Origin of the sequence: Terriglobus sp. YAF25 (assembly GCF_052113305.1) — a bacterium.
GTDB lineage: Bacteria > Acidobacteriota > Terriglobia > Terriglobales > Acidobacteriaceae > Terriglobus.
Genome location: NZ_JBFRCY010000517.1, coordinates 1 through 11,345, shown reverse-complemented (window position 1 = coordinate 11,345; position 11,345 = coordinate 1). Strand labels below are relative to the sequence as shown.

12 protein-coding genes and 1 tRNA gene are annotated in these 11,345 nt (G+C 55.5%); 6 read left to right on the top strand and 7 right to left on the bottom strand.

What is annotated here, in order from left to right; genetic code table 11:
- The first annotated feature begins 112 nt into the window (after positions 1-112).
- From AB4043_RS19215 to AB4043_RS19205, 3 genes are all read left to right on the top strand, one after another.
- Positions 113-1,579, top strand: a complete 1,467-nt coding sequence (locus AB4043_RS19215; protein ID WP_442300907.1) for an O-antigen ligase family protein — start codon at positions 113-115, stop codon at positions 1,577-1,579.
- A 51-nt stretch (positions 1,580-1,630) separates the two neighbouring features.
- Positions 1,631-2,227 (top strand): glycosyltransferase family 4 protein, encoded by a 597-nt coding sequence (locus AB4043_RS19210; RefSeq protein WP_442307797.1) that lies wholly within the window; start codon positions 1,631-1,633, stop codon positions 2,225-2,227.
- A 156-nt stretch (positions 2,228-2,383) separates the two neighbouring features.
- Positions 2,384-3,481 (top strand): GNAT family N-acetyltransferase, encoded by a 1,098-nt coding sequence (locus AB4043_RS19205; RefSeq protein WP_442300905.1) that lies wholly within the window; start codon positions 2,384-2,386, stop codon positions 3,479-3,481.
- Positions 3,482-3,617: 136 nt separating this feature from the next.
- On the opposite strand, the gene AB4043_RS19200 is transcribed toward AB4043_RS19205, so the two are convergent.
- Positions 3,618-4,700 carry a hypothetical protein gene (locus tag AB4043_RS19200; protein ID WP_442307796.1) on the bottom strand — a complete coding sequence of 361 codons (1,083 nt, stop codon included), beginning with the start codon at positions 4,698-4,700 and terminating at the stop codon, positions 3,618-3,620.
- Between the two features lie 226 nt (positions 4,701-4,926).
- Between AB4043_RS19200 and AB4043_RS19195 the strand changes: the two genes are divergently transcribed.
- Complete coding sequence (locus tag AB4043_RS19195) at positions 4,927-5,580, top strand: response regulator transcription factor (RefSeq protein WP_442300903.1); 654 nt, start codon at positions 4,927-4,929, stop codon at positions 5,578-5,580.
- A 98-nt stretch (positions 5,581-5,678) separates the two neighbouring features.
- Here the strand turns inward: AB4043_RS19195 and AB4043_RS19190 are convergent, their stop codons facing one another.
- Positions 5,679-6,116: a CBS domain-containing protein gene (locus AB4043_RS19190; protein WP_442300902.1), complete on the bottom strand. Its 438-nt coding sequence runs from the start codon at positions 6,114-6,116 to the stop codon at positions 5,679-5,681.
- Between the two features lie 475 nt (positions 6,117-6,591).
- Between AB4043_RS19190 and AB4043_RS19185 the strand changes: the two genes are divergently transcribed.
- Together AB4043_RS19185 and AB4043_RS19180 are read left to right on the top strand one after the other, a co-directional pair.
- The gene (locus AB4043_RS19185) at positions 6,592-6,762 is read left to right on the top strand and encodes a hypothetical protein (RefSeq protein WP_442300901.1); all 171 of its coding nucleotides are present in this window, start codon (positions 6,592-6,594) and stop codon (positions 6,760-6,762) included.
- 12 nt (positions 6,763-6,774) lie between these two features.
- Positions 6,775-6,849 (top strand) — tRNA-Gly (locus AB4043_RS19180).
- Between the two features lie 109 nt (positions 6,850-6,958).
- Here AB4043_RS19180 and AB4043_RS19175 read toward each other — a convergent pair.
- From AB4043_RS19175 to AB4043_RS19155, 5 genes are all read right to left on the bottom strand, one after another.
- Entirely contained in the window at positions 6,959-7,876 is a 918-nt protein-coding gene (locus tag AB4043_RS19175; RefSeq protein WP_442307795.1) for a hypothetical protein, read from the bottom strand.
- A 593-nt stretch (positions 7,877-8,469) separates the two neighbouring features.
- Positions 8,470-9,285, bottom strand: a complete 816-nt coding sequence (locus AB4043_RS19170) for a type II secretion system protein (RefSeq protein ID WP_442300899.1) — start codon at positions 9,283-9,285, stop codon at positions 8,470-8,472.
- A complete protein-coding gene (locus AB4043_RS19165) occupies positions 9,282-9,926 on the bottom strand; it encodes a hypothetical protein (RefSeq protein ID WP_442307794.1) in 645 nt (214 codons plus the stop codon). Before AB4043_RS19165 ends, AB4043_RS19170 begins: the two co-directional genes overlap by 4 nt.
- The gene (locus AB4043_RS19160) at positions 9,910-10,608 is read right to left on the bottom strand and encodes a hypothetical protein (RefSeq protein WP_442307793.1); all 699 of its coding nucleotides are present in this window, start codon (positions 10,606-10,608) and stop codon (positions 9,910-9,912) included. The genes AB4043_RS19165 and AB4043_RS19160 overlap by 17 nt, the downstream gene beginning before the upstream one ends.
- Positions 10,605-11,345, bottom strand: a 741-nt coding sequence (locus AB4043_RS19155; RefSeq protein ID WP_442307792.1) for a PilN domain-containing protein, incomplete at its 5' end; no start/stop codon positions are given. The genes AB4043_RS19155 and AB4043_RS19160, both read right to left, overlap by 4 nt.

Sequence of the window (11,345 nt, the reverse complement as noted above, 5' to 3'; positions counted from 1 at the left end):
ATGTTGGCTTCCACTGGTTTCTCAAAACCAAGCCACCGAGCCTGGTCCCCGAAGGGGCAGATATCCGCCTCTTGTGGAGTGTGGTCTCGGGCTGGCGTATGGAGCGTGCCGCATGACTGTTCTCACAGATGTACAGCAGTATCCCCTCGGCGAGGTCCACCATCCTACGCTGCATCGCGGACAGGTCCTTTGTGCCATCCTGATACTCGTGGGAATGCCCGCAATCTTGATTCTTGGCCATCAGGCCGGACTTTTGCGGCTTGCATTCCCTGCCCTCAGCCTGATCATAGGTGCGTTTCTACTCTGGCGGTCAAAGCCGCACTACGTTGGCCTCACCTTCTGGTTGTGGTTTGTGACTCCGTTTCTCGGCCGCATGGCAGACTATCAATCGGGATACACACCTGCGAACCCGGTCGAAATTGCTCCCTATCTTGTTGCCGGTCTTGCAGGAATTCCTCTGCTTGCGAATCTGCGATGCCTTACCGACCGGGGTACCGTTCCTTATGCCTGCGCATTGGCGGCAATCTTTTATGGCGCCGTCTTCGGTCTTGTGACCCTTCCACTGTTCAATGTATTACGCGCACTATTGAACTGGCTGGTCCCCGTCATCTTTGGCCTGTTCATCTATCAGAATCGAGAGTTCTACCCAGAGTTCCGCAGGGTGATTGAAAAGTCATTTCTCTACGGTGTACTGATCCTGGGAGCCTACGGCATTTATCAATTCTTTGTCCTTCCAGAATGGGACCGTGGCTGGATGTTGCACGTCCAGATGAATTCCTTCGGCGAAATCGATCCTATGAAGACCCGTGCATTCAGCACTATGAATGCACCGGCCATCTTCGCCGCGGCGATGGCCACCGGTCTTCTGCTGTTATTCAACTCGAAGGAGAAGCTACGCCTGCCGGCTGCGGCATTCGGATTCGTTAGCTTGATCATGACCCTCAGCCGTTCGTCGTGGCTCAGCCTGGTAGCCGGCGGCGCATATCTCCTCTTCCGCCTCGGAATGCGTGCGCGCGTCAATTTCGCGATTGCCTCGCTCGCTTGCATCGCATTCATGCTGGCCGCTACGCAGGTTCCTGGTGTTGATGAAGTTGTTGCAACACGCATGCGTACGTTCTCGCAGCCATCACAGGACGTGAGCTATCTTGCCCGTATTGAAGGCCACCAACGAGCTCTTCGCGAGATTGCTGAGGAGCCCTGGGGTGAAGGCATCGGAAGCACCGATACCAACCACAACACCGAAGGCGACGACGATATGATCGGTCCTCATGACAGTACCTTACTTGAGTTTCTCTATTCCCTCGGATGGGTCGGCACGTTCATTTACCTGTTGGGGCTCGGCTATCTTCTCTTTCAAGTGATCCGCCATAGTCGGCGGGATCCCTTTGTCCTCGCGTCGCATGCGATCCTGATTGGCTTTGTCGCACAGGCCATGCTGAACAGCGTCATGCTGGGCGTCCTAGGCTTCATGGTCTGGACATTTGCATCCATGAGCCTCGCTGCAGCTTCCAGTCCAGAGACACGCGAACGGACGCTCGACTATCAACCCAACCCAACCGCCAGCTACGCAACCACTTAGGAGGGGACATGCGAGTTCTCCATATCCTCAACGACGTAACCGACCAGGGTAATGGCATCGTCAATACCGCAGTCGATCTCGCTTGTTACCGTCGCCGGCATGACAAGCCGCAAAGGCATTGCAGAACTCATCGAGGCGTTTGAGTCTGTCGGACGCAAATTCCCAACGGCGCATCTTTACCTCGTTGGCGATGGGCCGGAACGGAATATCTTCGAACAGCGAGCACAGCAGTCCCTCTTCCATGACCGCATTCATTTCGAAGGGTTTCGGGCAGTACCTCAGGCATACATGCTGAGCGCGGATGTTTTCGTTCTGGCTTCAAGGCGAGAGTCGTTTGGGCTGGTACTGATTGAAGCTCGCCAGGCGGGTTGCGCCATTGTCGCAACCAATGTCGACGGCATCTCCGAAGCTCTGGACGATGGGCGTTCCGGAGTCATGGTGCCACCCCAATCTCCGGAAGCACTCGCCAGAGCCATATCGTCCTTGATCGGCTCCGAGGATGAGCGCGACGCATGGAGAAAACAGGCACTGAACGGAATTGAAGACTATCGTGTCAGTGTCATGGCCGGCGAAGTTCAGAGCGTTTATGAGGAGCTCTCCTTATCGCCGAACATCGACACAGAGTCCAACGTAGTTTGGCAGAAATAAGGGGGTTTGCAGCTCACAGCATGTTCCCATCGAATCCATATCGGAAGACGAATGCAATCTTCGCACGCCGCGAGAAGAATACAGCGTGCCTTGCCTGGTCGGTCATGCGCGACGTTGGAAAGAAAGACGACGCGCCATGCGAGGAGTACTCTCCCTATGAAGATAACGACTGAGGCGACCAGCACGGAAGAGTCGCAGAAACCAAAAAGTACGCGAAAACCGTTGTATGACACTACCCTTCTCCAGGTAACTTCTCCCCGCAACGGAACCAGGCTCGCCCAACCTCCGGGCGCTGATGCTGTCGCGCCCAAAACCGCTATCTCCTCATCCCGGATGAGCCTTATTCCTACCGTCTTCCACGAAGATTGGTGGATGGAGGCCGCCACCGAAGGACGCCATACTACCCTGGAGGTCTCGGCGAATAACCAGACCGTCGGCCGGCTTCCGTTTATGATGAGAAACCGTCTGGGCCTCAAAGGAATCTGGACTCCCCCCTTTACCTACTTTCTGGGACCAGGAATTGATGAGGGAGAAGGCAGTGCAAACACACGCTATCTTCGCAGACTTGAAATTACACGGGAGCTCATTCATAAGCTACCGCCGTCATCATGGCAATGCATTCGCTGCCATGGGGGAACGCCTGACGTAATCCCCTTTCAAGAGCAGGCCTTTCGCACCTATGTGCAATTTACCTATGAGGTGCTGCCGGCCTCGGAGAAAGAAATCTGGCAGCGCATGCGCGACAAAACACGCAATGTAATCCGCCGGGCAGAAGAACAGTTTGAGACGGTTGAGATCCCAGACGCCAATGCCTTTATCCGGCTGTATGAGACGAACCTCTCCTCAAAAAGCGTGCGCAATAAGCTGGATCTCTCCGCCTGTAAAAGGCTTATCGAGGCTGCGCTCCAACACAACCAGGGACGCGTGATTGCCGCCAGAAATCGGACCGGAGAGATCGTGGCCGCGAATTTCTGCGCGTGGGATCAAAAGACGTCCTATTACATCTCCTGTACTCGCAGTGATGCTGCCGGAAATGGAGCGGCAAGCATGCTGGTATGGAAGGCCATCCAGCATGCGGCAAACAAGGGACTGATCTTCGACTTCGCGGGCCTGGGAACATCGGGCAGCATTCTTCACTACACCGGCTTCGGTGGGGTTATTAGCCCCAGGTTTGCGGCCGTCAGGTCTACCCGCCTTGGCCGCGTCATAGCCGGCGTACGGTCACTGCTTACCGAGGATCACTTTTTCTTCTGATCCCGCATCGTTACGCCGATGCTGGAGCATTTTCCCTGTAGGCGTCGAGTAGGGCTCCAGCATCTATTGGGCGTTTTCCGCAAATGAAAACGCCGCCACACGTCACTTTCGGGATACCCAGCAACAGGGAAACGCTCTATCGCGTAACGATGCGGATAACGAGCGGGTGATCCGGAATGGCCAAAGGAATCTTCGCGGTATCCTTCCATTCCTTCAGCGGATCACCCTGTACTGAGGGCTCGTAGAGAACGAGGCGACGAGCGGCACCCGTCAGCGCCAATGTTGTTGCGATGGGTGAATTCGAAATGTCCTTCTGCCAGAAGGTGTCGTAGCTTGGTGTCTCCTGCCAAAGCACAAGATCGAACTCCCCGCTCGATTTCTCGAGCAACACATGATGGATGCGAGAGTCTTTCGATTCGAGCGACCAGGCTAACGAATGAAGGCGAGCAGGTGTGGCCGTGTCGTTCAGCTCTTCGATAAGTCTCTTTACTGCGATGAATGCAGGCTTCTCAGACCTGTCAGCGCGAATCAGTCCCCAATGCAGTTGATTGTTCGCAAGACCCGGGTCAGCCGTCTCATCCAGCAATTCATAGAGATATGTCCGTTGAATTCCCCGCGAGAAGTGCTCAAGAAACAGCCGTGGGATGTATTTCGACGAGGCCAATTCCGAGACAGCAGGCTGATCCGTGTGGTCGTTCAGAGCATTGTGGTAACCGGTTTCTGTAACGACAATGTTCTTCGCCCCGGACACATTCTTTGCGAAGTCCGTCTGCTCTGGAAAGACGTGCGACGGCATCTTCCCCGCGGGATATGGGTGAAGATTCCCAGCATCAATAGAGTCAGCGAGGTTCCCCAGCTCTGACCCGCGTTTTGCGAAGGCCAGCGATGGGCCGATGATCTGGAAACGATTGCCGCCTGCGAGTGATCTTGCTGAACGAAAAAGGGCTTTGATGTAGTCGCGGTCTGTAGAGGTCCAATCGGACTGTCCACTGATATCCATCTCGTTCGGCCCTTCGAACGCTTCAATCGAATGATTCGATAATTGGTCCGCCTCTTCCAGTATCTCTGGCCTCACTGGGCCAAGATTGTTCCGCGGATCCACAACCGCATCGAACCGAATGCCGAGAGCACCAAGCTCCGCCCAGCGGCCGTACATAAGACGGTTATAGCCAGGATCCTGAAAATGTACGCCGTCACGCAAATGTCGGATACCGCTCATTTGTAATTCATTTTTGACAAAAGAAAAATTGCCATACTCGCGGTCGAAATAGTTCAGATGTGTATTCAGCGCATATCTAGTAAAGGTCTCCGTGTCCAACCGATCACGCCCTCACCGCATCTAACCGCAAAAGTAAGAGTGGGCCATGTTAAATATTTAGATGCGTGAATCACACGCACTGGGACCCCTTGGCTGCCGCGGTTTGCCCAACAGGGCGAGGAGGAATATGGCAGCGATAGATGTAGTCATTGCTGATAATCAACCAATGTCTCTTTCAGGTCTGAGAAGTGCAGTAGCTGATCAATCCGATATAAGGATTCTTGCAGAATGTCAAAACCCAGAGCGGCTCCTTGATGCGGTACGAAATAATTCACCGCACGTGTTGCTGGTAAGTGCAGAGATTCTTCGTGAAGAACTGAAAGAGTTGGAGCTCCTCGTCAGCGAAATCGAGGAGACCCGAGTCATTGTTGTCACGAATCGAAAGGATATGGCCTTTCTTGAAGGCGCCTTGCGATGCGGAGCCAAGGGTGTCTTTCAGCGCGAGTGGCCCATCCAGCAGATTCCAATGGCCATCCGTAAGGTCATCAACGGCGGGGTCTGGCTGGAGCAGGCAGCTGCAGAGCGCATGCTTGAACAGGTTCTTACAAGGCGTCAGGTTCCCGATGCCGATGAATGCAAGGTCGCGTCTCTCACACCGCGAGAGCGTGAAGTCGTCGAACTCATCTGCCAGGGCCTGCGCAACAAGGAGATTGCCGATCGGCTTCATATCAGCCTTGCTACTGTCTCGCATCACCTGACTTCTATTTTTCGTAAACTCGAAGTGGACGATAGAACGTCCCTCGTAATCTACGCAGCCAAGCAGCGCCTCGTGATCTTCTAGCATATTCCTGCTATAACCCATTAACTGCAAGGACCTGACACCAGCCGGCGGGCTTGGCGTCAGGTCATTTGTAGATATGTAGATATGTTGATCTCCCATCATGCCGCTACAGACCGGCTCCTGGAGATTTCCGCTACAGTCTTGGATACTCTCTCCGATCTATCTTTGAGTGCCAGGTCGGCTTGCGCGACAATGCCGATACAACGGCCCTCGCCATCAACGATAGGAACACGGCGAATCTGATGCTTTTGCATTGCATCTTCGCAGTGCTCCAGGTTCTCGCCGTCGCGGCAGGACACCGGATTCTGGCGCATATATCTCTGGATTGTCGTGCTTTTAGGATCGAGGCCTTGAGCAATGACCGAACAACAGAGATCGCGATCGGTAATGATCCCTGTCAGCGTACGGGATTGCTGATCGGTAACTACGGGGAGAGCTCCAACATTCTGTTCGCACATCAACTTCGCCACATGTTGTGCTGTATCTTCCGGAACACAACAGATGGGATTGGATGTCATCACTTCTCTCACCTTCATAATTTCCTCCCGATTCCATGACTTCTCGGGAATTCCATGGAATTTGACTCGCAGGTGCGTAGGTTACTCGGATGCGATTGTTGCGGATTGCGTTTTGTTGGGAGCGGAGTTTTTGTGAGGTTCCAGGAAGCCAGCAAAGCCCTCGATCAAAGGCTCATGGCATGGCTGCCTTCTTGTGTTTCGTGCGCTCTATTTTCCGACGCGGATCACAATCTTTCCGAACGCTCCACGGTACAGATACTCATATGCTTTGAGGGCGTCTTCGAATGCATATACAGCATCGATCACAGGACATATAGTGCCTCGTTCATCTCTTCGAAGACGCGACGCGGGCCAGTGACCATTCCCCGGATTGCAGCCTGCTTTTGCAGGAGCGTCAAGATCGGGATCTCCGAGGTAAATCGGTCCAACTTGCAGATCACCGAAATCGGGCCCCGGGTCGCATCACGTCCGTGTCCTGCGGGAGTCGGGAATTATGGCTACCACGCGGCAAGGAACAGCGCTGCTGAATACCCTTCGCCGCAAAGATCTGGATGCGCGCTTCCCTAACCTTATCGACGCGGTTCTTCAGCGCCCTGCGAGCACAGCAAAGAAGAAGGTACGCTGGCAGGTAAGTATTTCGCAGAAACGCTGCGGCATTCTATAATCGGTTCCACGAGCGGGAGTAGTTCAGTGGCAGAACGTCAGCTTCCCAAGCTGAATGTCGCCGGTTCGATCCCGGTCTCCCGCTCCAGAAAGCTAGCATAGATCTCTTTTACTGAACGGTTTCCGATTGAGCTTCGGGACCGCAAAGAGATGCCCTTCGAAGAGGCCCGAGCAGGCTAGTTACCGGCGTACCGAGCTTACCTTCGAGGAGTAGCTTTGTTGAGCAACCCATAGACATCTAGCCGGCCGCGAGCACCGATAAATATGCGGCCATCCGCAACCGTAGGCATGCAGAAACGAACGGTCATATCGGCGCGGTCGCGGTTGCTGTTTTGTTCGCTGTTGTAGAGTTCATGCGAAATATCGTTCGCATCGTATGCATGCAGGACCGCAGCCCTGTCCATGTGTGCCTCGTTCCACTCCTTTGTGGAGACGACCCATAAAATTGCATTCTTCGTCCCATCGGCCGAGACGATTGGTGTCGCCGCCGGTGACAGCATCTTGGCGGTCGCGCCCTTAAGAACGAGCTTGCCCGCCTGGAGCGCAAAGTCGCGGGTTATGTAGCTTCGATCTGTCAAAAAGATGTGGCCGTTCCAATATGCCGCGGCTCCATACGCGCCCTTCTCATTGATGATGGTCTGCACAACGTCGGTATCGGAACCCTCGTGAAACTTTCCGAGCTTGTCACGATTGAGCAGGTAGAGTTTGCCCTCTTTCCCGGCAATTACGAGCAGATGCGGATGAGCCCCCATTTGCGCCGGAAGCAAGACTGGTCCCTGACTTCCGAGATCCTGATCTTTAGAATCCAGAATCTTCTGATTGAAGGGTGTGAAGTAATCACGCACCACGAAGTTCGGACCATCCAGGCGCAGCTTCAATAGGCTATCGCCGAAGTTTCTGCCATTCGCGTTCGCCGCGTTGAAGTCGCCGTTGCCGGTAACAACATAGATGTTGCCTCCCTCATCGGCCGAAGGTCCTGCATCGGACTGCCAGATTCCAGCCTTCGCGCCGTCCGGAGAGGTGTTCAGCACAGCGCGCTGTCTCAGGGTGTGGGCATCGTACGCCATGATCCAGCCGTGATAGGGACCGAAGTCGCAGGATGAAGCCCAGGTCACATACACTTCGCCACCAACGAGCAGCAGCGCGGCACGCGGGTTCTCTTTGAGCGGATCGAAGCTGTGCGGTTATGTCACGCTGTGGGTTGATAAACGTGGTCTTCCACAAGGGAGCATCGACCGTACCGTTCACATCGAATGCATAGACGCTATCGTGTGCCGTCGCGGCAAAGACCACATCGCGCTTCCCCTTTCCAGGAATCGCAAGCGAGGGCATGTACAGAGGCTGGGCAAAAACATCCCCATCCACAGTTCTGGAAAATAGTTTCCCGAAATCGCGAGCGTTTACATTCGATGGTTTCAGAATCGTCTCGTGGAGGTCTGCGCTGGTTCGGAAATTATCGTACTGAGCCGTCAGAACCTGCGCATGATTTGCCGCTTGCAAACCAACCAGCACAAGCAAAGAAAGGGTGAAACGACGCTCTATCATAGCAACCTTCTCCGGGATCGAGCCTTGTCAGTTAGTTTTAGCGTTTACCGCGGTCGACGCATCTGCAGGGCAGGCGGCTTGGCCCCTTTATAGGTAATATACTACATAGGGTATGAACACAACGGGATGCAAGCGAGTCCAAAGAAATCTGTCGGGACACTTGTTACGGTTGCGGCGTCGTTGAGGTTCCGGTAGCGCCGCTGCTTCCACTAGCCCCACTGCTTCCCGTACTCCCGGTCGATCCGGAAGAACCCAGGCTTCCTAAGGAGCCGCTACTCGGCGCGCCTCCCAGAAGGCTTGCCTGCGCCCGCAGCTGTTCCACCCTGGGATCGTAGGTAAACTCCCAGTCCTCGTATTTCACTTCATCCCCGTTGATCGCCAGCAGTGACGGTCCGGTCTTGGAGGTCCCTACACCGACAATTAGGCCACCGGTTCCCTGCAGGCTTGATGCGCTCTGGCTGCCGATACCGCCAAAGGGGCTCGTGCTTCCCGTGCTGCCAGTGGCTCCGCTCGCTCCCGTCGCGCCAAGTCCTGGACTTGCACCCAGGCCTGGATTGGCAGTGGTGTTGACGCCCCCGATATTCGAGCCCATTCCTGAGGCTGCCCCCAGACCGCCGCCTGTAGGCGCAAGCGGCTTGCCGAAGAAGCCCTTAATCTGCGCCTTCGCCTGGCCGAAGTGGATCAGGCGCCAATCATCCTTACCTGTCAGAGGATCGACATAGCGCCGCCGCAGGAAGCGCTGATTATTTGTATTCTCGAGCTGATCGATCGAGGCCGGATAATGGCCAAGCTTAAGGTAGTACAGCCGAATCGCACGCTGGTACTGCTGCGCACGGTGCATGGACTCGAGCTCTTGATCGCGCCGCAATGATTTCAGCATCGTCGGCGCGGCTACTCCAAGCGTCAACAGCACAATGAAGATGATCACCAGCAGACCAACCAGAAGATAACCGTCTTCGTTGGTCCGCTGCTTCGTCATTGCGTCACCAGGGGAAGGGTCTGCTGGTTATTGTTGGTCATGTCCATCACCACGGCAGAGGTAGCATTGACCGTCACTACCTTATAACGGCGCGCAACCACATCGCCGGATCCCGCCAGAAAGACATCATCCCCCTGCAGCAGGAATGCCTGACGCAGCCCATTGGACCGTGTCGCTACTCCGAAGAAACGCAGGTTGATCGGCGGAGGCGGCGGTGGCCCAACTGGTGCAAGATTCACCGGTTGCGTTATCGGACGCGGTGGAGCAATGGGCTTTGGAATGTTCGCCATCGGTGGAGGCGCTGACGTCATCGAAAAGATATTCCGCCCAGAGCCCGAATACTCCAGCGACYCCGCCACCTTCATCGCTTCCATATGGAGCGTGGGATCAAGCTGCGCCGCCGTCGTGCCAACCTTCTTCGCGGAGGAACCCCCTGTGGCTCCTCCGCCTTTACGGCCTGTATTCGCAGCAGTTCCACCGTTAGGCGTCAGGTCACGAATGACCGGAGCGGCAGGTGGGGCAGTAGTTGCCGGCGAACTAAGAAAGTTGTCCCAGATGATATAGCCCAGGCAAATCACCGCAACAGCGCCCAGCGTTCCGGCAATGGCGACCTTCTTCTTATCCTCAGCGCCGGACTTCATGACCTGCCTCCTGCTGCTTGGTGCTGACCTCTTTCGTACCTGTCTCCTGTTTGATATCGGACGGCAGTGGCTTGCGTAGATACGTCGTCACACGCAAACGCAGATTCACCACAGAGGTTGCCGGCGCATTGTTGTTATTCCCTCCGCCCGCCTGCCCTGTAAACGTCACTGCACCGATCACGAAGAAGGTCTTGTCCCGCTCCACTGAATTCAGGAACTGCATCAGAGGACGATAGTCTCCTGAGAGCGTCATATCCATCCTGATCTCGACCAGATCAGGATCAGGCGAATCTTCCGCAGGGGTCTCGGTGTACTGTACCCTCGTCAGACGGACATTCTGCTTCTTCGCGAGTGCACCCAGCTCCGCCAATACCGGCGACCACGCATAGGACAAGCGCTGCTCGGTAAACTTGTCAGCATCAGCACGTGCAGTGCTCAGTTTGTCATCCAGCCCACGCAGCGGTTGCGCCGCAATATCGGCAGTCTTCAACGCCACCTGTTGCTGACTCACTGCGTCGCTGCCGCTCTGACGAAGCTTGYTCCATGCCAGGAAGAGATGCACCGCAAGATAGATATTCAGAGCCAGCAGCACCATCACGCCTGCAATATGGAGGTTCACAGGAGACAGGGCCGCCGCCACGCGGCGCGAATTCACACTGGGAGTGACGGTAGATGTACTCATCGCTTCACCCCTCCCTGGTTGATTCCTGGCGTAACTGTTTTCGGCCGCATCGCTGTACCCGGCCCAGCAGGTGGACCTGACCTGATCGGCATCCCCGGCCCGCTCGGCGCATTCACAGGCTTTGCGGGAAGCTTTCCAGGAGTGCGGATTGCCGGCTTCACCGTTGTAACGTCCTTCTTCGCCTTCGCCGTATCGTCCTTCTCTGTGTCTTTCTTCGCTTCGGTACGCGGAGCCAGCGGGTTATAGCCGGACAGGATATCGAACTCTACATTGCCCATCGCTGCCAGCTGATAGGCAGGCTGATTGCCTGACGTCTGCAACGATTCGCTGGCCAGGCGAGGCTCGGCAAACCGTCGCGAATGCTCCAGGTTACGAATCAGTTCTACCGCCTTGTCGCGGTCTCCCATCACGCGCAGGCGAATATGCACCTCGCCATCGCTACCGATCTGCGGTTCGATGGATGACACCTGTACTCCTGCTGGAAGCACATTTTCCAGGTCCATCATCACAGCGGTCCAACTGAAGCTCTTGCGCAGGAACAGCTCATTCAAAAACCGGGAGCGCTCCAGCGCCGCCGCATTCACCGGCTGATGCATACGCGCCTCATTCCGGGAGCGCTCTCGCTGCAGATCTGAAGTCTTGTTCCGCAACGTTGCCAATTGTCCCTGTGCGACATCCGCCTTAGACGACTCCATATACAGCAAACCACCCAACGCAGCCGCTGTTACCCCCAGTAC

Bases quoted from the DNA above. Each gene is read 5' to 3' on its own strand.
- AB4043_RS19215 (WP_442300907.1), top strand. From the start codon at position 113: ATGACTGTTCTCACAGATGTACAGCAGTATCCCCTCGGCGAGGTCCAC.
- AB4043_RS19210 (WP_442307797.1), top strand. From the start codon at position 1,631: ATGGCATCGTCAATACCGCAGTCGATCTCGCTTGTTACCGTCGCCGGC.
- AB4043_RS19205 (WP_442300905.1), top strand. From the start codon at position 2,384: ATGAAGATAACGACTGAGGCGACCAGCACGGAAGAGTCGCAGAAACCA.
- AB4043_RS19200 (WP_442307796.1), bottom strand. From the start codon at position 4,700: ATGAGCGGTATCCGACATTTGCGTGACGGCGTACATTTTCAGGATCCT.
- AB4043_RS19195 (WP_442300903.1), top strand. From the start codon at position 4,927: ATGGCAGCGATAGATGTAGTCATTGCTGATAATCAACCAATGTCTCTT.
- AB4043_RS19190 (WP_442300902.1), bottom strand. From the start codon at position 6,116: ATGAAGGTGAGAGAAGTGATGACATCCAATCCCATCTGTTGTGTTCCG.
- AB4043_RS19185 (WP_442300901.1), top strand. From the start codon at position 6,592: ATGGCTACCACGCGGCAAGGAACAGCGCTGCTGAATACCCTTCGCCGC.
- AB4043_RS19170 (WP_442300899.1), bottom strand. From the start codon at position 9,285: ATGACGAAGCAGCGGACCAACGAAGACGGTTATCTTCTGGTTGGTCTG.